The sequence below is a fragment of the Pseudomonas sp. B13(2017) genome, from assembly GCF_002113245.1.
Taxonomy (GTDB): domain Bacteria; phylum Pseudomonadota; class Gammaproteobacteria; order Pseudomonadales; family Pseudomonadaceae; genus Aquipseudomonas; species Aquipseudomonas putida_Z.
In genome coordinates this window covers 100,672-122,250 of record NZ_NEJX01000011.1, presented here as the reverse complement: position 1 = coordinate 122,250, position 21,579 = coordinate 100,672, and the positions used below count along the sequence as shown (strand labels likewise).

15 protein-coding genes and 1 pseudogene are annotated in these 21,579 nt (G+C 63.6%); 12 read left to right on the top strand and 4 right to left on the bottom strand.

The window, feature by feature from the left end; translation table 11 throughout:
- The first annotated feature begins 56 nt into the window (after positions 1-56).
- The 7 genes and pseudogenes from mexE (at position 57) to CAG44_RS15850 (ending at position 10,080) form a co-directional block, all read left to right on the top strand.
- Entirely contained in the window at positions 57-1,298 is a 1,242-nt protein-coding gene (gene mexE, locus CAG44_RS15880) for a multidrug efflux RND transporter periplasmic adaptor subunit MexE (protein ID WP_085692492.1), read from the top strand.
- Between the two features lie 12 nt (positions 1,299-1,310).
- A complete protein-coding gene (locus CAG44_RS15875) occupies positions 1,311-4,490 on the top strand; it encodes an efflux RND transporter permease subunit (protein WP_085692491.1) in 3,180 nt (1,059 codons plus the stop codon).
- Positions 4,487-5,902, top strand: a complete 1,416-nt coding sequence (locus CAG44_RS15870; RefSeq protein WP_085665734.1) for an efflux transporter outer membrane subunit — start codon at positions 4,487-4,489, stop codon at positions 5,900-5,902. The genes CAG44_RS15875 and CAG44_RS15870 overlap by 4 nt, the downstream gene beginning before the upstream one ends.
- 676 nt (positions 5,903-6,578) lie before the next feature.
- Positions 6,579-6,722, top strand: a pseudogene (locus CAG44_RS15865) (type II toxin-antitoxin system RelE/ParE family toxin); the annotation flags it as partial.
- Between the two features lie 13 nt (positions 6,723-6,735).
- Complete coding sequence (locus CAG44_RS15860) at positions 6,736-7,020, top strand: helix-turn-helix domain-containing protein (protein ID WP_003260206.1); 285 nt, start codon at positions 6,736-6,738, stop codon at positions 7,018-7,020.
- A gap of 307 nt (positions 7,021-7,327) precedes the next feature.
- On the top strand, positions 7,328-8,383 hold the full coding sequence (locus CAG44_RS15855) for a tetratricopeptide repeat protein (RefSeq protein WP_085588518.1): 1,056 nt from the start codon (positions 7,328-7,330) through the stop codon (positions 8,381-8,383).
- An 80-nt stretch (positions 8,384-8,463) separates the two neighbouring features.
- Complete coding sequence (locus tag CAG44_RS15850; protein ID WP_085692490.1) at positions 8,464-10,080, top strand: response regulator; 1,617 nt, start codon at positions 8,464-8,466, stop codon at positions 10,078-10,080.
- A gap of 6 nt (positions 10,081-10,086) precedes the next feature.
- Here the strand turns inward: CAG44_RS15850 and CAG44_RS15845 are convergent, their stop codons facing one another.
- Positions 10,087-12,153: an ATP-binding protein gene (locus CAG44_RS15845; RefSeq protein ID WP_085692489.1), complete on the bottom strand. Its 2,067-nt coding sequence runs from the start codon at positions 12,151-12,153 to the stop codon at positions 10,087-10,089.
- Positions 12,154-12,327: 174 nt separating this feature from the next.
- On the opposite strand from CAG44_RS15845, the gene CAG44_RS15840 reads away from it, so the two are divergent.
- Positions 12,328-13,008, top strand: a complete 681-nt coding sequence (locus CAG44_RS15840; protein WP_085692488.1) for a type 1 glutamine amidotransferase domain-containing protein — start codon at positions 12,328-12,330, stop codon at positions 13,006-13,008.
- A 133-nt stretch (positions 13,009-13,141) separates the two neighbouring features.
- Positions 13,142-13,927 (top strand): CSS-motif domain-containing protein, encoded by a 786-nt coding sequence (locus tag CAG44_RS15835; protein ID WP_256573533.1) that lies wholly within the window; start codon positions 13,142-13,144, stop codon positions 13,925-13,927.
- Between the two features lie 39 nt (positions 13,928-13,966).
- Here the strand turns inward: CAG44_RS15835 and hppD are convergent, their stop codons facing one another.
- A complete protein-coding gene (gene hppD / locus CAG44_RS15830; RefSeq protein WP_025339331.1) occupies positions 13,967-15,043 on the bottom strand; it encodes a 4-hydroxyphenylpyruvate dioxygenase in 1,077 nt (358 codons plus the stop codon).
- A gap of 299 nt (positions 15,044-15,342) precedes the next feature.
- Here hppD and CAG44_RS15825 point away from each other — a divergent pair, with 299 nt between their 5' ends.
- The gene (locus CAG44_RS15825; protein WP_085615482.1) at positions 15,343-16,929 is read left to right on the top strand and encodes an EAL domain-containing protein; all 1,587 of its coding nucleotides are present in this window, start codon (positions 15,343-15,345) and stop codon (positions 16,927-16,929) included.
- 32 nt (positions 16,930-16,961) lie between these two features.
- Positions 16,962-17,849 (top strand): EamA family transporter RarD, encoded by an 888-nt coding sequence (gene rarD, locus CAG44_RS15820; protein WP_025339333.1) that lies wholly within the window; start codon positions 16,962-16,964, stop codon positions 17,847-17,849.
- On the opposite strand, the gene CAG44_RS15815 is transcribed toward rarD, so the two are convergent.
- A complete protein-coding gene (locus CAG44_RS15815; protein WP_085615478.1) occupies positions 17,812-19,383 on the bottom strand; it encodes a TerC family protein in 1,572 nt (523 codons plus the stop codon). The two genes, rarD and CAG44_RS15815, sit on opposite strands and share 38 nt — an antisense overlap.
- 395 nt (positions 19,384-19,778) lie before the next feature.
- Between CAG44_RS15815 and CAG44_RS15805 the strand changes: the two genes are divergently transcribed.
- Positions 19,779-20,366, top strand: coding sequence for a LysE family translocator (locus tag CAG44_RS15805; protein WP_085615474.1), 588 nt, complete (start codon positions 19,779-19,781; stop codon positions 20,364-20,366).
- Between the two features lie 291 nt (positions 20,367-20,657).
- Here CAG44_RS15805 and CAG44_RS15800 read toward each other — a convergent pair whose 3' ends face one another.
- Positions 20,658-21,440, bottom strand: a complete 783-nt coding sequence (locus CAG44_RS15800; protein WP_085692486.1) for an AraC family transcriptional regulator — start codon at positions 21,438-21,440, stop codon at positions 20,658-20,660.
- Between the last annotated feature and the right edge of the window lie 139 nt (positions 21,441-21,579).

Below are 21,579 nucleotides of genomic sequence, written 5' to 3'. Positions count from 1 at the left end.
ATCACGCGCAAGACACTCACACTCCGCCCACTACTAATACATTGGCGGAGTTCTCCATGGAACAATCACTCAAACCCTTGCGCTTCCCCCTCGCTGCCCTGGCAGTGGTGGTGATCAGCGCTTGCGGTCGAACCCCCGACGCCGTGCAGGCTCCCGCCGCGCCGAAGGTCAGTGTGGCCAAGGTGATCGAGCAACCGATCAACGAATGGGACGAGTTCACCGGCCGCCTCGAAGCCCCGGAAACCGTCGAGGTTCGCCCGCGGGTCTCCGGCCAGATCGACCTGGTGGCCTTCACTGAAGGCGCCCAGGTCAAGAAAGGCGACCTGCTGTTCCAGATCGACCCACGCCCGTTCCAGGCAGACGTCCGCCGCCTCGAAGCCCAGCTACAGCAAGCCAAGGCCACCGCCATCCGCAGCGCCAACGAAGCCCGCCGTGGCGAACGCCTGCGTGACAGCAACGCCATTTCCGCAGAACTGGCCGAATCGCGTAGCAGCGCCGCCGCCGAAGCCCGCGCCGGGGTCGACGCGATCCAGGCCCAGCTCGACCTGGCACGCCTGAACCTCAGCTTCACCCGTGTCACCGCGCCCATCAGCGGCCGCGTCAGCCGCGCCCAGTTCACCGCCGGCAACATCGTCACCGCCGATGTCACCCCGCTGACCAGCGTGGTCTCCACCGACAAGGTCTATGCCTACTTCGACGCCGACGAGCGCGTGTACCTCAAGTACACCCAGCTGGCCCGCGAAGGCCAGCGCGGCCAGAGCACCCCGGTATACCTGGGCCTGACCAACGAAACCGGCAACCCGCACCTGGGCCAGATGAACTTCGTCGACAACCAGGTCAACCCGCGCACCGGCACCATCCGTGGCCGTGCCGTGTTCGACAACAGCGACGGCCAGTTCACCCCAGGCCTGTATGCACGCCTGAAGCTGGTGGGCAGCGCCCAGTACCAGGCCGTGCTGATCAACGACGAAGCCGTGGGCACCGACCTTGGCAAGAAGTTCGTGCTGGTCATGGACAAGGACAACAAGGCCGCCTACCGCGCCGTGGAGCTGGGGCCGAAGCTGGAAGGCCTGCGCATCGTGCGCAGCGGCCTGGGCAAGGAAGACCGCATCGTGGTCAAGGGCCTGCAGCGCGTACGCCCTGGCTCACCGGTCACCCCGGAAGAGACACCGATGGCCAGCGAACAGACCCTCGCCGCCCTCGCCCAGCAGCGCCAGGCCCTGGAGGCCAGCAACCCGGCGCCGAAGGTGGCGGGCAACAACGTGAAAGTCGCCAGCGCCCAGGCGCCACGCGGTTAAGGGACCACACCGATGAACTTCTCGAAATTCTTCATTACCCGGCCAATCTTCGCCGCGGTGCTGTCGCTGGTGCTGCTGATCGCGGGTTCGATCTCGCTGTTCCAGCTGCCGATCAGCGAATACCCCGAAGTGGTGCCGCCCACCGTGGTGGTGCGCGCCAACTTCCCCGGCGCCAACCCCAAGGTCATCGGCGAAACCGTCGCCGCGCCACTGGAGCAGGCGATTACCGGCGTGGAGAACATGCTGTACATGTCCTCCCAGTCCACCGCTGACGGCAAGCTGACGCTGACCATCACCTTCGCCCTGGGCACCGACCTGGACAACGCCCAGGTGCAGGTGCAGAACCGCGTCACCCGTACCCAGCCCAAGCTGCCAGAGGAAGTGACCCGCATCGGTATCACCGTCGACAAGGCCTCGCCCGACCTGACCATGGTCGTGCACCTGACCTCGCCGGACAACCGCTACGACATGCTCTACCTGTCCAACTACGCCATCCTCAACATCAAGGACGAGCTGGCGCGCCTGGGCGGCGTGGGCGATGTGCAGCTGTTCGGCATGGGCGACTACTCGCTGCGCGTGTGGCTGGACCCGAACAAGACCGCTTCGCGCAACCTCACCGCCAGTGATGTGGTGGCTGCGATCCGCGAACAGAACCGCCAGGTGGCCGCCGGCCAGCTGGGCGCCCCACCCGCCCCGGGTTCGACCAGCTTCCAGCTGTCGATCAACACCCAGGGTCGCCTGGTCAATGAGGAAGAGTTCGAGAACATCATCATCCGCGCCGGTGCCGATGGCGAAATCACCCGCCTGAAGGACATCGCCCGGGTCGAACTCGGTTCCAGCCAGTACGCCCTGCGTTCGCTGCTGAACAACCAGCCGGCGGTGGCCATCCCGATCTTCCAGCGCCCAGGCTCCAACGCCATCGAGATCTCCGACGAAGTGCGGGCGAAAATGGCCGAGCTGAAGAAGGACTTCCCCGAGGGCATGGACTACAGCATCGTCTATGACCCGACCGTGTTCGTCCGTGGTTCCATCGAAGCCGTGGTGCACACCCTGTTCGAAGCGCTGGTGCTGGTGGTGCTGGTCGTCATCCTGTTCCTGCAGACCTGGCGTGCCTCGATCATCCCGCTGATGGCCGTGCCGGTATCGCTGATCGGTACCTTTGCCGTGATGCACCTGTTCGGCTTCTCGCTCAACGCGCTGTCATTGTTCGGCCTGGTCCTGGCCATCGGTATCGTGGTGGACGACGCCATCGTCGTGGTGGAAAACGTCGAGCGCAACATCGGCCTGGGCCTGAAACCGTTGGAGGCCACGCAAAAGGCCATGGGCGAAGTGACCGGGCCGATCATCGCCACCGCCCTGGTGCTGTGCGCCGTGTTCGTGCCTGCCGCGTTCATTTCCGGCCTGACCGGGCAGTTCTACAAGCAGTTCGCCCTGACCATCGCCATTTCCACGGTGATCTCGGCATTCAACTCGCTGACCCTGTCGCCGGCCCTGGCTGCCGTGCTGCTGAAGGACCACCATGCGCCCAAGGACCGTTTCTCGCGGTTCCTGGAAAAACTGCTGGGCAGCTGGCTGTTCGCCCCGTTCAACCGCTTCTTCGACCGCGCTTCCAACCGCTACGTCGGCGGCGTGCGTCGGGTCATCCGCTCCAGCGGCATCGCCCTGTTCGTGTATGCCGGCCTGATGGGCCTGACCTACCTGGGCTTCTCGTCCACCCCGACCGGTTTTGTACCGGCCCAGGACAAGCAGTACCTGGTGGCGTTCGCCCAGCTGCCTGACGCGGCCAGCCTCGACCGCACCGAAGCGGTGATCAAGCGCATGAGCGAAATCGCCCTGAAGCAGCCTGGCGTGGCCGACTCGGTAGCCTTCCCTGGCCTGTCGATCAACGGTTTCACCAACAGCCCGAACAGCGGCATCGTGTTCACCCCGCTCAGGCCGTTCGACGAGCGCAAGGACCCGAGCCAGTCGGCGGCGGCCATCGCTGCTGCACTGAATGCCCAGTTCGCCGACATCCAGGACGCCTACATCGCGATCTTCCCGCCACCGCCGGTACAAGGCCTGGGCACCATCGGCGGCTTCCGCCTGCAGATCGAAGACCGTGGCAACCTGGGCTACGAGGCGCTGTACAAGGAAACCCAGAACATCATCGCCAAGAGCCACAACGTGCCGGAACTGGCGGGCCTGTTCACCAGCTACCAGGTCAACGTGCCGCAGGTCGATGCCGCCATCGACCGGGAAAAGGCCAAGACCCACGGCGTGGCGATCACCGACATCTTCGACACCCTGCAGGTCTACCTGGGCTCGCTGTACACCAACGACTTCAACCGCTTTGGCCGTACCTACCAGGTCAACGTCCAGGCCGAACAGCAGTTCCGCCTCGATGCCGAGCAGATCGGCCAGCTGAAGGTGCGCAACAACCTCGGCGAGATGATCCCGCTGGCGACCTTCCTCAAGGTCAGCGACACCTCCGGGCCTGACCGGGTGATGCACTACAACGGTTTCATCACCGCCGAGATCAACGGCGCCGCGGCACCGGGCTACAGCTCCGGCCAGGCCGAAGCTGCAATCGAGAAGCTGCTGAAAGAGGAACTGCCCAACGGCATGACCTTCGAGTGGACCGACCTGACCTACCAGCAGATCCTCTCGGGCAACACTGCGCTGTTCGTGTTCCCGCTGTGCGTACTGCTGGCCTTCCTGGTGCTTGCCGCCCAGTACGAAAGCTGGAGCCTGCCGCTGGCGGTGATCCTGATCGTGCCGATGACCCTGCTGTCGGCCATCACCGGGGTGATCGTGTCGGGTGGTGACAACAACATCTTCACCCAGATCGGCCTGATCGTACTGGTGGGCCTGGCGTGCAAGAACGCGATCCTGATCGTCGAGTTCGCCAAGGACGAACAGGCCAAGGGGCTCGACCCGCTGGCTGCGGTACTGGAAGCCTGCCGCCTGCGCCTGCGGCCGATCCTGATGACCTCGATCGCCTTCATCATGGGTGTGGTTCCACTGGTGTTCAGCTCCGGTGCAGGTTCTGAAATGCGCCATGCCATGGGTGTGGCGGTGTTCTCGGGGATGATCGGCGTGACCGTGTTCGGCTTGTTCCTGACCCCGGTGTTCTTCTTCCTGATTCGCCGTTTCGTCGAGCGTCGCCAGGCCCGCAAGGCCGAACGCGCCCACTCGCTGGAGAGCCATGCATGAACCTGCTCAAACCCTTGACCCCGAGCCTGCTGGCGCTGGCCCTGGCGGCCTGCGCGGTAGGCCCGGACTACCAGGCGCCGGCCACCGAGCCTGCGCAGCTGGCCAGCGATGTACAAGCCAAGGCCTACGACCGTAGCCGTTTCGAGAGCCTGTGGTGGAAGCAGTTCGACGACCCGGTGCTGAACCAGCTGGTGCAGGCTTCGCTGGACGGCAACCGTGACCTGCGCGTGGCCTTCGCCCGCCTGAAGTCGGCCCGTTCGATCCGTGAAGACGCCGAGAACGACCAGTTCCCGGTGGTCACCAGCCGCGCCAGCAGCGACATCGGCAAGGGCCAGATCCCCGGCCAGACCACGCAACGGGTGAACAGCGAGCGCTACGACCTGGGCCTGGACATGGCCTGGGAGCTTGACCTGTTCGGCCGCATCCAGCGCCAGATCGAAGCCAGCGAAGCCCAGGAAGCGGTAGCCGCGGCCGACCTGCAGCAGCTGCAGGTCAGCCTGATCGCCGAGTTGGTCGATGCCTACGGCCAGCTGCGCGGCGCGCAGTTGCGCGAGAAGATCGCCCTGGCCAACCTCAAGACCCAGCAGGAATCGCGGGCCATCACCGAAACCCTGCGCGATGCCGGCGTGGGCAACGACCTTGACGTGGTACGGGCCGACGCGCGCCTGGCCGGGGTCGAAGCCACCGTGCCGCAACTGCAGGCGGAACAGGCGCGGGCCCGGCATCGCATCGCCACCCTGCTCGGCCAGCGCCCCGAGGCGCTCAGCGTCGACCTGTCGCCCAAAGCCCTGCCGGCCATCGCCAAGGCGCTACCGGTGGGTGACCCGGGTGAACTGCTGCGCCGCCGCCCGGACATCCGCAGCGCCGAACGCCAGTTGGCGGCTGCCACCGCCAACGTCGGCGTGGCCACGGCCGACCTGTTCCCCCGCGTCAGCCTCAGCGGCTTCCTCGGCTTTACTGCTGCCCGTGGCTCGCAGATCGGCTCCTCGGCAGCCAATGCCTGGGCGCTGGGCCCGAGCATCACCTGGGCGGCCTTCGACCTGGGCAGCGTGCGCGCCCGCCTGCGCGGTGCCAAGGCCGATGCCGAAGGAGCACTGGCCAACTATGAACAGCAGGTGTTGCTGGCCCTGGAAGAATCGGCCAACGCCTTCAGCGACTACGACAAGACCCAGCAGCGGCTGCTGTCGCTGATGCGCCAGAGCGATGCCAGCCGCAAGGCGGCGGAACTGGCCTCGATTCGTTATCGCGAGGGTACGGTGGACTACCTGGTGCTGCTCGATGCCGAGCGTGAGCGGCTGAGCGCCGAAGATGCACAAGCCCAGGGCGAGGTCGAGCTGTACCGCGGCATCGTCTCCATCTACAAGGCCCTGGGCGGCGGCTGGCAGCCGGAGACTGTAGCCAGCGCGCGCTGATACACCCGTTTCAACGGCTCCTTTGGTTGGCTCCTCCCCCAACCGTTTGCCCCGCAGGCCTTGGTCCGCGGGGCTTTTTTATGCTGATTGAGGGTGTGTGCAGGGTGCATGCCTCTGAATCTTCAGCGCCTATGAGATCGAGCGCCGCCCGCGCGGCGCATCGCCGGCAAGCCAGCTCCCACAGGTACTCCACCGCTTTTGAGACCTGTGGTTCACCTGTGGAAGCTTGCTTGTGCATGCCTTGAAGTTGGTGCGGACCATGTAGGAGCTGGCTTGCTGGCGATCGAGGGCAAAGCCCTCGCCTAGGTTCTAGAGCTGTAAGACATTTCCGAACCAGAAACCAAATGCTTCAGTTCGAACGCTCTGTCGAATTATCCTACAGCACCTGTCGGAAGGTGCTGTCTTGGCTGGGGAGCACACCAGGTTTAATGTCCTCGGCTCGCCTTTTCAGGTGATTTGCCTCACTTCTGTTGCCCATTCCTTTCTGTTTTAGTCGGTGTCGATAATGGACATTTACAGGCTTGATGTTATATCGGTATCGATATAATTTGTGTGCAGGCTCCTGGAATCTGTGCATTGCCATGTACGCCAGAAAGGTGCAGCGGCATGACCAAACACACGGCATGAGGCGCAAGCGCAGCTGGCGATTGGAGCGATGGCGAAGGGGTATGCGAAGTGTAAAGACGGTACTTTTCGCGTGTTCTATGTTGTGAACCGCCCGGAAGCTGTCTATGTCCTGCATGCATTCCGCAAGACAACTGAAAAGACGGATAAGCGCGATATTGATGTGGCGAAAGCCCGTTTCAAGTCGCTGGACTGAGAGGTGATCAACAATGGCGAATGAACGCTCGGCATCTGTATGGGACGCGTTGGCTGATACGCCAGAAGAGGCCGACAACCTTCGGCTGCGCTCGCAGTTGATGCGGATTTTGGTCAAGACGGTGCGTGCCTGGGATCTACCTCAGAAGGATGCGGCGCGTCGGCTACATGTCACTCAACCGCGCTTGAGTGAGCTGTTGAATGGGAAGATTGACAAGTTTTCCCTGGATGCCTTGGTAAATCTGCTGGCCAATGCCGATCTGGAAGTGGATTTCACGGTGAAGGAAAAGCTCGCCTGAATCGGTGGCTGGACCATGAGGGCCAGGCCTTGCCGTTTTCAACCCGCACCGAACTGAGGCGTCGTAAGACATTTCCGAACCTGAAACCAAGCGCTACCTTCGATATCGTGTCGTACAAACAAGGGGTCGCGCGCGCCAGGCACAGAAGAGACTGGCCCGAAACAGATGTGGGAGCTGGCTTGCCGGCGATGCGCCGCGCGGGCGGCGCTCGGTCTCACAGGCGCAGAAAATGTCGAGACAGGCACCTGGTTGCAATTACCCTCCGGCTAGCCCAAGCTCTGCCCTTCCTGCTGCCACGGATCGTCCGATGCCCAGACGCAACCGCTACCTGATCGCCCTGTTGCTGTTGATCCTGGTATCGGCCCTGTTCGGCTACCTGTGGCGCGACACTCCGCCAGCCCCGCCAACCCTGCCCGCGCACAGCTACGCCAAGGCCCTGCGCCAGGCCCATGAGGGCCAACCCGGCGCTGCACGGGTGCTGTACCAACAATTGCAGCGCACCGACCTACCACCCATCCGCCGAGCGGCCTTGTATGCCGAACTGCCCAACTACCCTTCGCCCCAGGCGTTGAAACTCGCCCGCCAGGACCTGGAACATGCCGACCCGCTGGTGCGCCGTGCAGCCATTGCCGGCATCCGCCGCCTGCTGCCGGCGGCGCAGCGCAGCCTGGTACTCGGCCCGCTGCTGGATGACGACGAGCAAAGCGTACGCTTTGCCGCGGTAGATGCCCTGCTCGGCCTTGCCCCGGATGACATCGGCCTGTATTTCGGCCCGCTGCAGGTCGCCCTGGAGCAATACCAGCAGGCCCTGGAGCAACAACCCGAAGACGCAGACGCCCAGGTCCACCTGGCGCGCCTGTACCTGCACGAAAACGACTACACCCTGGCCGCCACAGCCCTGCAACGAGCCCTGACGGTAGCGCCAGGCAACCTCGACGCACTGGCGACCCAGGTACGCCTGCTGGAACGCCAGGGCCATCACGACGCCTCGCGTCAGGTACTGGGCAAAGCCCTGGCGCTGAGCCCCGACTCGGCCTTTCTGCAGTACGAACTGGGGCTCTGGCTGAACCGCCACGAGCAGCGCGAATACGCCTTGCTGGCCTTGTCCCGCGCCGTCGAACTGGACCCGGACAACGCCGACTACCGCTATACACTGGCGGTCACCCTGCATGAACTGGAACAACTCGACGCCGCGCAAAAGCAACTGGAAACCGTGCTCAGCCGCCAGCCGGCCAATCGCCGGGCACGGGTGTTGCTGATCCAGTACTGGAAGGAAACCGGCCAGTTGCAGAACGTGCAGGTACTGCTGGCCGAACTGGAGCGGCAGAACCCGGACGACCCCGTGCTGCAACAGGGCCTGTAGGCAACGTCCGAAAATTTGTTGAACCCTGGGGCCGTGCCCAAGGTCCAGTGGATATCAGACCACCCTGCAGGAGAGTCGTTTTGGCCAGTTCGTTGGCGCTGGACGAACGTGCATTGATCCTGGCGCCCCCGCCAATAGCCGCGGATACTGCTCGCCTGCTCGCTTCTGCGGGCATCGACAGCCTGTGCGCGGTCGACCTGGCCAACCTGCAAGCCTGCCTGGCCGAAGGCGCGGGCCTGGCGATCATTGCCGAGCAAGTGTTCAAACAGGGCCCAAGCGCGTTGCTGCAGGCATTCATCGACCAGCAACCGTGCTGGTCGGACCTGCCCATCGTGCTGCTCGGTCAAGGGAGCCAAGCGGCCAAGGGCTCGACCAACCACCCGGTAGGCAACCTGTTCCTGCTGGTCGCACCGTTCGAAAACGCCCTGCTGCTGCACACGACCCAGTCCGCCCTGCGCAACCGGCGCCGGCAGTACCTGGCGCGCGACCAGCTGCAGGACCTGCAGCAACGCCTTGACGCCCAGGCCGCGCCTCCCGGCGAAGACCAGCAGCGCAGCGAGTTCGCCCGCCACCAGACGCGCAAGATGGAGGCCATCGGCCAACTGGCCGGGGGGGTCGCCCATGACTTCAACAACCTGCTCACCAGCATCGGCGGCAGCTTCGAGCTGATCGACCGGCGCTTGCGCCAGGGCCGCAGCGATGGCCTGGACAACGTGCTGCGCATGGGCCGCGAGGCGGTGTCACGCGCCGCCCGCCTGACCCACCGCCTGCTGGCTTTCTCTTCCCGGCAATCGCTGCACAGCCAGCAGGTCGACCTGCACGACCTGCTCCAGGCCAAGCGTCTGAAGGCTTGCCTGAGCCCGGCAGTGAACCTGCACGTGCAAATCGCCAAGGGCCTGTGGTCGGTCGAAGCCGATGACCAGCAGTTGCAGGAAGCCCTCGACAACGTGCTACTCAATGCCTGCGAAGCCATGCCCAGTGGCGGCCAGCTGCGCATCGAGGCAAGTAACCAGCACATCGGCGCCGGGCAATTCCCCGGCGGTGCCCTGTGCGCCGGCGACTATGTACGCCTGCGAATTGTCGATGACGGCCAGGGCATGGCGCAAAGCACGCTGGATCATGCCTTCGAGCCGTTCTTCAGCACCAAGGCGATCGGCCAGGGCATCGGCCTGGGCCTGTCGATGGTGTACGGCTTCAGCAAGCAATCCCACGGCCATGTCACCCTGCACAGCCAGATCGGCCAAGGCACCCGGGTGGACCTGTACCTGCCGCGCCATGTCGACCAGGACCAGGCACCGGTCAACCCCGTGCAGGCCGTGCGAGGCTACCAGGGCCATCACGTGCTGGTGGTCGAGGACGACCCGCATGTACGCCAATTGCTATGCCAGGCCCTGCGCGAGGATGGCTTCGCCTGCCACAGTGCCGCCGACGCCAACGAGGGCCTGAAGGTTCTGCGTTCGACACAACCGGTGGATCTGCTGGTCAGCGATGTCGGCTTGCCCGGCATGAATGGCCGCCAGTTGGCCGAGATTGCACGCAACCTGCGGCCACGCTTGCCAGTGCTGTTCATCACCGGCTATGCGGAAACGGCCATGGCCCGCGAGGGTTTCCTGGAGGCGGGCATGCACCTGATCTGCAAGCCCTTCGAGCTGAAGCAGCTGCAGGCCCAGGTGACCCAGATACTGGGCAAGCCCTGAACCGCTTCACTCCTCGAGCATGCGTAGCGCCTCATCCACCAGATCCGCCAGCGCGAACGGCTTGTTCATCAATGCCGTGCCCGGCTGCTCGAGCAACTGCGCTTCGATCGGCTGACCCGCATAGCCGGTGATGAACAGGATCTTCTGCAACGGCAGCTGCATGCGCATGGCCTTGGCCACCTGGCGGCCACTGAAACCACCCGGCAAGCCGATGTCGGTGATTACCAGGTCGAACGGGCCGTCATGGCGGAAGCGCTCCAGCGCACTATTGGCGTCGCCCACATCAATGACCTCGAAACCACGCTCGGTCAGGTACTCGCGCATCACCGCACGCAAACCGAGCTCGTCATCGACCAGCAACAGGCGCTGCCCCCCGGCCAGGCGCTGCGAGCGCTGCACCAGCGCGGGCGCCTCGGGTACCGGGTCATGGCACCTTGGGAAAAGCATGCAGACCTTGGTGCCCTGGTTCGGCTCCGACTCGATCCAGGCGTAGCCCCCCGACTGGCCGACAAACCCATACACCATCGACAAGCCAAGCCCTGAGCCACGCCCGATCGGCTTGGTGGTGAAGAACGGTTCAAAGGCCCTGGCAATGTCCACCGCCGGCATGCCGCGGCCATCATCCTCCACATGCAAGGCAACGTAGTCGCCTGACGGCAGGCCGCCCTCATCCGGGAAACACGCCGTCAGCCGCTGGTTGACACTGCGCAGCGTGACATTGCCGCGATCCAGGCACGCTTCGCGGGCGTTGGTGCATAGATTGATCAAGGCATTTTCAAGCTGGGAAACATCAAGGTTCACCGCCCACGGCGTGACATCCAGCTGCCAGTGCAAACGCATCTCGGCGCCCAGCGTGCTGCGCAGCAGTGGTTCGCTCAAGCGCAATTGCCGGTTGAAATCCAGCGGCCTGGGCGCCAAAGGTTGATGACGGGAAAACGCCAGCAAGCGATGGGTCAGCTCCATGGCACGCTGCACCGAATCACGCGCCACCTCGACATAGGTCTCCACGCGCTCCAGCCGTCCTTCCTGCAGGCGCCGTTGCAGCAATTCCAGGCTGCCGCCGATGCCGGACAACAAATTGTTCAGTTCATGGCCCATGCCCCCGGCCAACTGGCCAACCACTTCCAGGCGTTCGTTGTTGCGCATCAGGGCTTCGGATTGACGCGCGGCCTCTTCATGCTCCTCGGTGATGTCCCGCCCAACGGCAGTCAGCAGGCTGCCATCGAACCGCGCACTCCAGCGAAAACAGTGGTAATGGCCATCGCAGTGACGCAGGCGCGTCTCTATCTGCTCGGCATTGCGGTATTGCAGGCACCCGGAAACGGCCACCTCAACCTCGGCGCGATCGGCCGGATGTACCAGGTCCAATACCGGAACACCCTGTACCTGCTCCTCGGCCCAGCCCAGAATGCGGTACCAGGCGGGGTTGGCGGCATGCACCTTCAGCTCGGGCGTAACCGTCATCATTGCATCACGCGACAACTGCCAGAACTGCTCGCGCTCCACCAGGTGTCGCTCGACCTGCTGCTCGAAGCCTTGCGCCTGCTCCCGCCAGTGGCGGTGCGCCTCGACGCTGGCCGTGGTCTCGATCACCGCGTGCAGAAAACCTGCCACGTTGCCCAGTTCATCGCGCAACGGTGTGTAGCCGAACGCATACCACAACGGCTCCCCGCCTTCGCCGCAGCCAATACGCAGTGGTGGGTCCTCGACAAAACTCGAGTGCCCCTCAAGCGCCTTGAACACCCACGGCCCCATCGCCGGCCATACATCGCTCCAAAGCGCATCGAAGGCCATGCCCAATGCATCCGGGGCAACCGGCCGCAACGCCCGGTAGCCAGCATTGTGGACAACGTTGAGGTCTGGCCCCCAGACCACGGCACACGGGAACGGTGACAAGTGCATCATGTCGACGGCAATGCGCAACGAGGCCGGCCAGCGCGGCAGCGGCCCGAGCGATGTGCGCCCCCAGTCGAACAGTGCAATCCGTTCGCCCATGGGGTCGATCGGTGCCAGCACAGGCGCCTGCAGAATGACCGGCGACGCAGGCTCGCGCGGCGTACCGTTTTCGACCACTATCGTGACTCCAGCATGGTTCAGGAAAAGTTTGGGCGCCCCGTGAATGTGGTTCACGGTAGCACAACACACGCCACGCAATATGGCGTACTTGCACCTGGGAGCTATGCTCATTAGGTTTTCCCTCGGGCCAGGGAGCAACGGCCCATTCAGGTTGCCGACGGGAGCGTGGTCATGAGCAAGAAAATGCTGGTGGTGCTGACCAATACAGCCAAGTATCCGACCCTCAAACGGGCGACCGGGTTGTGGCTGGGGGAAGCCGTGCACTTTGTCGAAAAAGTCGAGAAAGCCGGTTACACGGTCGATTATGTCAGCCCGCTGGGCGGCTACGTACCCGTCGACCCGCATAGCCTGCAAATGGCCCCCGACCTGGACTGGCAGTGGTATGACGACAAGCGCTTCATGGCCCGCCTGGGCAACACTTTGAGCCCTGGCCAGGTGAAGGCCGATGAGTACCGCGTCATCTATTACACCGGCGGGCACGGGGTGATGTATGACTTTCCCGACAACCAGCCGCTGCAAGACCTGGCACGCCGGGTCTACGAGAACAAGGGCATAGTCGCAGCGGTCTGCCATGGTGTTGTCGGGCTGCTGAACATCAAGCTCAGCGATAACAGCCTGTTGCTCAAGGACCGTCAGGTGACCGGCTTCTCCAATACCGAGGAGAAACTGGTCGAACTGGACAAGGTGGTCCCCTTCCTGACGGAAAACGAGCTGGGCGCGCGCGGCGGCAACTACAGCAAGCATGATGACCCGTGGCAACCGTTCGTCGTGTCCGATGATCGTCTGATCACCGGGCAGAACCCGGCCTCCACGGCACTACTGGCCGAAAAAGTGCTCGCCAGGCTGAAGTAAAGCCGACAACGAGGTTCTGCTTTTCTGTAAAACTGCAACACTTTTGGCCTACAGCCGGGGGCGTCATCAAGCACATAGGATCAGCGCTGACCTGTTCAACCCGAACAGCAAGGTTCTACGGAGCGGCGGTCCTATGGCAGCAATACCGAGTCTCGGCATCAACTGGCGGAAACTACTGCTGATATTGTCCATCGGCGCAATACCGGTGCTATCCGGGTTACTGATGATGGACTATCAGTTGCAAAGAAAACTTGAAGAGAATGCCAAGGTTTCTGTTCAGGAGGCGATTTTCAGCATCGACCAGGCACTGGGCCGCATGGAAGGCGATCTGGACCTGATCCTGCCATTGGCAGGCAAGCCCTGTGACGAAGCGCTCGGTACGCTGGAGCAGAGAGTCGCCAACAGCCCGCACCTTCGCTCATTGATACTCACCCGCGACCAACAAGCCTATTGTGCGACGGACATGGACCCTTTGGCGTATAACTCGGCATTTGCCCTGTCCGGACGGCAGACGGAGCTGGCATTCGACGCGCCATCGTCGCCTAACGCGGCGATCATCAAGATCCAGAGACCGCACAGCGACCCCGGGATAATCGCAACCGCATACGGTCGGCAGTTGCGTGACGAACTGCGTGCTTTCCAGGACGGGCTGACATTGCTTCTGGAGTTCAACGACCTGTATATCTGGAGCGAGGGAGACAGCCGCGACGCACGACGCCCCTCCCAGGCCGAATTCACCGAGCGAACGGTGTCCCAGAAATATGGCTACATGGTGATCGGCGGCTACCCAAAAGGGTACGCCGCCCAGGAGTTTCGCCTATCCCTTCACCAGGTGCTGCCCTCGCTGGTACTGGTCGGGGTCGCCAGCATGTTCATCATGTACCTGGGCCTGACCATTTCGGGCAAGAAGAAGGGTTGATACCGCCGCCATCGAATCGTGACGGCGGTACTCTCGGGATCAGTCGGTGCTCAACACACCACGGCGTACCTGGTCGCGCTCGATCGATTCGAACAGGGCCTTGAAGTTGCCCTCGCCAAAGCCGTCGTCACCCTTGCGCTGGATGAACTCGAAGAACACCGGGCCGAGCAGGGTCTCGGAGAAGATCTGCAGCAGCAGGCGCTTGTCGTCAGGCTGGGAGGCGCCATCGAGGAGGATGCCGCGTGCTTTCAACTGATCTACCGGCTCGCCGTGACCTGGCAGGCGCTCTTCGAGCATCTCGTAGTAGGTTTGCGGCGGTGCAGTCATGAAACGCATGCCGAAGCCCTTGAGGGCGTCCCAGGTCTTGAGCAGGTCATCGGTCAGGAAGGCGACGTGCTGGATGCCTTCGCCGTTGAACTGCATCAGGAACTCTTCGATCTGCCCGGAGCCCTTGGACGATTCTTCGTTCAGCGGGATACGGATCATGCCATCCGGTGCGGTCATGGCACGCGAAGTCAGGCCGGTGTACTCACCCTTGATGTCGAAGTAGCGGATTTCGCGGAAGTTGAACAGCTTCTCGTAGAAGCCGGCCCAGTACGACATGCGCCCGCGATAAACGTTGTGGGTGAGGTGGTCGATGATCTTCAGGCCGGCACCCACCGGGTTGCGATCCACACCCTCGATGAACTTGAAGTCGATATCGTAGATCGAGCTGCCTTCCTCGAAACGGTCGATCAGGTACAGCGGCGCACCGCCGATGCCCTTGATCGCCGGCAGGCGCAGCTCCATCGGCCCGGTTTCGATTTCCACCGGCTGGGCGCCCAGTTCCAGGGCGCGGGCATAGGCCTCGTGGGCGTTGCGCACGCGGAACGCCATGCCGCATACCGACGGGCCGTGTTCGGCGGCGAAGTACGAGGCGATGCTCTTGGGTTCGTTGTTCAGGATCAGGTTGATGTCACCCTGGCGATACAGGTGCACATCCTTGGAACGGTGGGTAGCCACCTTGGTGAAGCCCAGCATCTGGAATACTGGCTCGAGGACGCCAGGGGTCGGCGAAGCCAGTTCGATGAATTCGAAGCCCATCAGGCCCATTGGATTGTCGAAGATATCAGCCATGTTCGTGTCCTCATCTGCAGCGAAAAATTATTGATTGCGTGGGATGTGGCACGGAAACGGCGGTGAGCACGGGATACCCCGCACGCTGCGGGCGAGGAAGTCACCTATTATCAGCTTGAACCCATGGTATGTCATATGGACCCATTCTCGGCGGGCTTGATCCTTCGGTATCGAAGGACCTTATTGTTGTATTCGTAAATCGATTCTACATTGCGTAAAATGGTTTGTCGCGCTTTAGTTGCTCACGGCTTCCGACAAGCGGCTATCCTCTCGTAATCCTTCATACATATCAGGTCAGCATGCCCCTTACCGTCAAACGCCGCGCCGGCTTCGGCTGGCGCACCCTGTTGCCCTGGGTCGTCGGCGTGCTGCCGGTGGCGTGCGGCCTGGCCGTGATGAACTGGCAGATCGAGCGCGAAATGCAGGCCAGCAGCCAGGCCACCGCCCGCCAGGTGGTGGAACACGTCGAGCGCATTCTCGACAACCTGTCCAGCGCTGCCAATGCCCTGCTGCCACTTGTCGACAGCCCGTGCGACGAGGCCCAGCTCATGCTGCGCGCCCAGGTCACGCGCAAAGCCTTCGTACGCTCGACCAACCTGTTCCGGCACAACACCCTTTATTGCACGTCGCTGTTCGGCGCATTCGACGAGCCGGTCAACCCCGGTGACTACATCGACGGCAAGCTGTGGCTGATGGACGGCAACTCGGTCACCCCGGGCCACCCGCTGCTGGTGTATCGGGCCAGCGACGGCGATCGCGGCGCGATCAGTACGGTGGATGGCGAACACCTGCTGACGGCGCTGCGCCTGATCGGCCCCGATGAAGAGCTGCAGATCCGCGTGGGCGATGCCTGGCTGGGCAAGGATGGCATCGTGCACAAGGGCGTGCCCCCTGCCGCGGCCAGCGCGAATGTGCAACTGGGCTCGACCCGTTACCCGTTCAGCGTGCATGGCGGCTACGGCGCCGACAAGCAGGGCCAGCTGTGGCGCAGCCACTACCCCGCCCTGTTCGGCTTGCTGCTGGTACTGGGCGCGGTGGCCGCCCTGGTGTGCCGCTGGCAGGTTCGCCGCGCCACCTCGCCCCGTGCCGAACTGCGTCGGGCCCTGGAGGCCGACGAGTTCCTGCCGTACTTCCAGCCGGTGGTGCGCAAGGGCGACTACCGCTGGGCCGGCGCCGAAGTGCTGATGCGCTGGAACCACCCGCGCGAAGGCCTGGTACGCCCCGACCTGTTCATCCCCTACGCCGAACACAGCGGGCAGATCGTCGCCATGACCCGTGCGCTGATGATGCACACCGCGCAGAACCTGGCACCCTATGCCGGGCTGCTGGAGGACGGTTTCCATATCGGCATCAACATCACTGCCGACCACTGCCGCGACTTCAGCCTGCTGGACGACTGCCGCACCTTCCTCCAGCACTTCCCGCCAGGCCGGGTGGTGCTGACCCTGGAGCTGACCGAGCGCAAGCTGATCGAGGCCACGCCGGTGGCTCTGGAACTGTTCGAAAAGCTCGACGCCATGGGTGTGAAGATTGCCCTGGACGACTTCGGCACCGGCCAGTCAAGCCTCAACTACCTGCGCCAGTTCAAGGTCGACTACCTGAAGATCGACCAGAGCTTCGTCGCCATGATCGGTGCCGACGCGCTGTCGGTGCACATCCTCGAGACCATCATCGAGCTGTCGGCCAAGCTGGGCCTGGGCATCGTTGCCGAGGGCGTGGAAACCGAAGCCCAGCGCGATTACCTGGCCCGTCACGAGGTGGACTTCCAGCAGGGCTACCTGTTCGCCAGGCCCATGCCGGCTGCCCAATTCCTCGAGGCGCTGGCGGCACGCCCGGCTGCGTCGCGGTTGCCGCAAGCCGCGCCCCCTGAGATCATGCGCGGCTGATCCACCCGCTCAATTCCCTATTCGAGGCATTCGTGTCAAAAGGCATTCTTTCGTCGGTCATGGCGTCCTGTCTGTTCGCCGTGATGTACTTCTATACCTCTCTGCTCACGCCGCTCGATGGCGAAGAGATCTTTGGCTGGCGCACCCTGTTGACGCTGCCCTGCCTAACCCTGTTCATGCTTGTCTCGAAAGACTGGAAACGGGTGGGTGAACTGCTTGCCCGGGTAAAACGCACGCCGCTGCTGTTACTGGGCATGGTCGCCACATCGTGGCTGATGGGCGTGCAGCTGTGGCTGTTCCTCTGGGCACCCCTGCACGGGCGCAGCCTGGAAGTGTCGATGGGCTACTTCCTGCTGCCGCTGGCCATGGTCCTGACCGGGCGGCTGGTGTATGGCGAGCGCCTGTCACGCCTGCAGAAGGTGGCCGTGGCCTGCGCCGCGCTGGGCGTGGGCCACGAGCTGTACCAGCATGGCAGTTTCGCCTGGGAAACCCTGGTAGTGACGATCGGTTACCCGATCTACTTCGTGTTGCGCAAGCGCTGCCGCACCGAACACCTGGGCGGCCTGTGGTGCGACATGTGCCTGCTGTTGCCCTGGGCGTTGTACTTCGTGATCCAGGGCCCGCTTTCCCCTGCCGATCTGCAGGCACACCCCGGGCTGTATGCGTTGATCCCGATCCTCGGGGCGATCAGCGCCTCGGCCCTGATCGCCTACGTGCTGGCCAGCCGCCTGCTGCCGTTCAGCCTGTTCGGCCTGCTCAGCTACGTCGAACCGGTGCTGCTGGTGGGCGTGGCGCTGCTGCTGGGCGAAACCATCGGCCCGGATCAGTGGCTGACCTACCTGCCGATCTGGGCCGCGGTGCTGGTGCTGGTAATCGAGGGCTTCAAGCACCTGCTGCGTCAACGTCGCCGCTCGGTGTAAGCCGAACCTGGCGCACCCGCCGCTCCTCGACCGCCTCCACGGTCAGCGTCCAGCCATTCCAGGCCAGGCGGTCACCCACCATGGGCAGGCGGTCGAGCAGGCTCATCACCAGGCCCGCGAGGGTCTGGTAGTCCTCGGTGGCGCGGGCGCTGAAGCCGGTACGCGCCTGCACCTGGCTCAGGTTCAACGCACCGCTGACCACAAAGCCTTCACCTTCCTGGACGATGCCCGGGCCTTCGACCTCGCTGGCATCCGGCAGCTCGCCGGCAATCGATTCGAGGATATCGGTCATGGTCAGCAGGCCGGTGAAGTCACCGAACTCGTTGACGACGAAGGCGATGTGCGTCGACTGGCCTCGCATCTGCTCCAGGGCATTGAGGATGCTGAAGCTCTCCAGCAGGTTCAGCGGTACCCGGGCCATGCCTTCCAGATCGGGCTGGCTACCCGACAGCAGTTCCTTGAGCAGCTCCTTCTTGTGCACGAAGCCCAGCGGCTCGTCCACGCGGCCATCGCGGATCAATGGCAGGCGCGAGTACGGCGAATTGGCCAGGGCCTGGGCAATCGCGTCGGCCGGCTGCGCCAGGTCGATCACATCGACCTCGGCGCGGGCGGTCATCACCGTGCGGATCGGCCGCTCGGCCAGGTTCAGCACGCCACTGATCATCACCCGTTCACGGCGGTCGAACAGCACCTGCTCCTCACCGCCTTCGACCAGGTCGGCGATTTCCTCGCCCACCTCGTCAGCCTCGACCCGGCGGCCACCCAGCAGGCGCAGCACGGCATGCGCGGTGCGCTCACGCAGCGGCCGGTGCTGCTGCAGGCTGCGCTTGCGGCGGGCACGGGCCAGCTGGTTGAACAGCTCGATCAGGATCGAGAAGCCGATGGCCGCGTACAAGTAGCCTTTCGGGATATGGAAGCCCAGGCCTTCGGCGGTAAGGCTGAAGCCGATCATCATCAGGAAGCCCAGGCACAGCATGATCACCGTAGGATGGGCGTTGACGAAGCGGGTCAGCGGCTTGCTGGCAACGATCATGATGCCGATCGAGAAGATCACCGCGATCATCATCACCGACAAATGCTCGACCATGCCCACCGCGGTAATCACCGCGTCCAGCGAGAACACCGCATCGAGCACCACGATCTGCGCAACGATCGGCCAGAACGCAGCGTGGCGCACCGCGCCACTGGCCTGGGTCACATGGCCTTCCAGGCGCTCGTGCAGTTCCATGGTGGCCTTGAACAGCAGGAACACGCCACCGAACAGCATGATCAGGTCACGGCCGGAGAAGCTCTTGTCGAATACCTCGAACAACGGCGCGGTCAGGGTGACCATCCACGAGATACTGGCCAACAGGCCCAGACGCATGATCAACGCCAGGCTCAGGCCAATGACCCGCGCGCGGTCGCGCTGATGCGGCGGCAGCTTGTCGGCGAGGATGGCGATGAACACCAGGTTGTCGATACCCAGCACCAGCTCGAGGACGATAAGCGTCAACAGGCCCAGCCAGGCCGTGGGGTCGGCTAGCCATTCCATTAGCGGGTACTCACGAGGGCAGCGTCACGAGGACGGGAGAAGGAAGGCCTTGAAGGCCGGGGACTGGGGGGCTCCGCGAAGGTGCTCATATGGACCTTGATAGCAAATTGGGAAAATGATCCTACTAGCACAGCAGCTTTCCGGAATAGCGCAAAACTATTACAAAACCTGTAACAACCTTGTAGGAGCGGCCTTGTGTCGCGATCGGGCCGCACAGCGGCCCCAGCTAATGATGCAGCGCTGCTGAAACCCGGGGGCCGCTGTGCGGCCCGATCGCGACACAAGGCCGCTCCTACACAAAAATGCGCTGGCCGGGCGTGGGGTACTTTTCTTCAATACCGCAGGCTGTCGATGCCCGAGCATGGAAGCCACCCTCAACCAAACGGATCCCCCTCATGAGCCTGTCCCTGTCCATGGCCGCTTTCGCACTGGCGGCCTCGATCTCCCCCGGCCCGGTCAACATCGTTGCGCTGGGCAGCGGTGCCCGTCATGGCCTGCGTGCCAGCCTGGCGCATGTGGCTGGCGCCACGCTGGGCTTCTGCCTGTTGCTGGTGCTGGTCGGCCTGGGCCTGCATCAGTTGTTGCTGCGCTGGCCTTTGCTGGGCCTGCTGTTGCACTGGGGCGGCGTGGCGTTCCTGCTGTACATGGCATGGAAGCTGGCCAGCGACGATGGGCAGTTGGGCAATGCCCATCCCGCCCAAGCCCCCTCGGCCTGGCACGGCGCGGCGATGCAATGGCTCAACCCCAAGGCATGGCTGGCAGCGGTGGCCGGGGTTGGCGCCTACACCGGCGGCGAGCAGCAGTTGCTGTGGCTGTTTGCCTGGATCTACGGGCCGATCTGTTTCATTTCGGTGGCCAGCTGGGCGTGGGCCGGGAGCGTGGTTCGCCAGTACCTGGGCAACCCACGGCACATGCGCCTGCTGAATCGGGGCTTGGCGGTGCTGCTAGTGGGCAGCGCGGTTTATCTGGTCATTCAAGGCTAGCTGCACCAGCCCTATCGCTGCCCTCAAGACCTGCGCAGTACCTGTGGGAACAACTGTCTTGCTTAAATTCTAAAAGTTGGCGCAATCCCCTGTGGGAGCGGCCTTGTGTCGCGAAAGGGCTGCAAAGCAGCCCCAGCAATTTCAACTACTGCGCATCAATCCTGGGGCCGCGTTGCGGCCCTTTCGCGACACAAGGCCGCTCCCACAGGTACAGCGACAACCTCGAGAGCAACGCAGTACCTGTAGGAGCTGGCTTGCCGGCGATAGGGCCATCACAGCCAAAATGGCAATTCAGCCGAATGTATTGCGGTAATGCCCCGGCGTCGCTGCCAAGTGCTGCTTGAAGGCCCGCTGCAGGTGCGCCTGGTCGGCAAACCCGGCCTCCTGCGCAACTTCGGCGATTGCCCGGCCCTGGCGCAGTTGCGCCCTGGCCAGCTGCACGCGCTGGTCGAGCAGGTAGCCATGCGGCGTCAGGCCGAAGCGTTGGCGGAACGCGCGAATCAGGTAGGAACGCGACAGGCCGCAGGCCGCGCAAATGTCGTCCAGGCTCAGCGGGTCGCCCCGATGGGCGCGTATGAACGCTGCCGCCGCGTCCAGTCGCGGGTTGCCCTCGTCGTTCACGCTGGCATTACCGCCAAGCATGCCCGGCAGTGCGCCAAACAGTGCCGCCAGGCGGCCTTCGCGGTCCGGCACGCTGGCATCGAACAGGTCGGCAAAGGCCTGCAGCAGGCACCGGTACAATACCGGCGAGCTACTCCAGGCCTGGGACGGCAAGGCAAACCCCAGCGCCTGCAACCAGGGCATGTCGACGAACAACATCAGGTAGGACCATGGCTCCCCGGCGATGGGGTTGCAGGCGTGCACCACGCCTGGGTTCATCAATACCGTGGCACCAGCCGCCACCTCGATGCACTGGTCACCGTACAGGTAGGTGCTGCGCCCACCCGTGATCACCCCGATGGAAAAGCTTTCGTGGGAATGCGCGGCGTAGCACACCTGGCGCCCGTCCCCTACCCGCCGGGCTTCGACGAAGGGCAACGCCGGGTCGCGCCAGAACCGTGATACTTCGATCATCCCTCACCCCGCTCGCCGCTGCCATGCGCCTGGATACTACACGCTTGTCACGGAATCAGCAGGCAACCGCAGGCCATATATCCAACCCGCGTTATCCCATTACCACTTGGCCATCGATAAATACCGTTTGATGCCCCCT

Bases quoted from the DNA above. Each gene is read 5' to 3' on its own strand.
- mexE (WP_085692492.1), top strand. From the start codon at position 57: ATGGAACAATCACTCAAACCCTTGCGCTTCCCCCTCGCTGCCCTGGCA.
- CAG44_RS15875 (WP_085692491.1), top strand. From the start codon at position 1,311: ATGAACTTCTCGAAATTCTTCATTACCCGGCCAATCTTCGCCGCGGTG.
- CAG44_RS15870 (WP_085665734.1), top strand. From the start codon at position 4,487: ATGAACCTGCTCAAACCCTTGACCCCGAGCCTGCTGGCGCTGGCCCTG.
- CAG44_RS15860 (WP_003260206.1), top strand. From the start codon at position 6,736: ATGGCGAATGAACGCTCGGCATCTGTATGGGACGCGTTGGCTGATACG.
- CAG44_RS15855 (WP_085588518.1), top strand. From the start codon at position 7,328: ATGCCCAGACGCAACCGCTACCTGATCGCCCTGTTGCTGTTGATCCTG.
- CAG44_RS15840 (WP_085692488.1), top strand. From the start codon at position 12,328: ATGAGCAAGAAAATGCTGGTGGTGCTGACCAATACAGCCAAGTATCCG.
- CAG44_RS15835 (WP_256573533.1), top strand. From the start codon at position 13,142: ATGGCAGCAATACCGAGTCTCGGCATCAACTGGCGGAAACTACTGCTG.
- hppD (WP_025339331.1), bottom strand. From the start codon at position 15,043: ATGGCTGATATCTTCGACAATCCAATGGGCCTGATGGGCTTCGAATTC.
- CAG44_RS15825 (WP_085615482.1), top strand. From the start codon at position 15,343: ATGCCCCTTACCGTCAAACGCCGCGCCGGCTTCGGCTGGCGCACCCTG.
- CAG44_RS15815 (WP_085615478.1), bottom strand. From the start codon at position 19,383: ATGGAATGGCTAGCCGACCCCACGGCCTGGCTGGGCCTGTTGACGCTT.
- CAG44_RS15805 (WP_085615474.1), top strand. From the start codon at position 19,779: ATGAGCCTGTCCCTGTCCATGGCCGCTTTCGCACTGGCGGCCTCGATC.
- CAG44_RS15800 (WP_085692486.1), bottom strand. From the start codon at position 21,440: ATGATCGAAGTATCACGGTTCTGGCGCGACCCGGCGTTGCCCTTCGTC.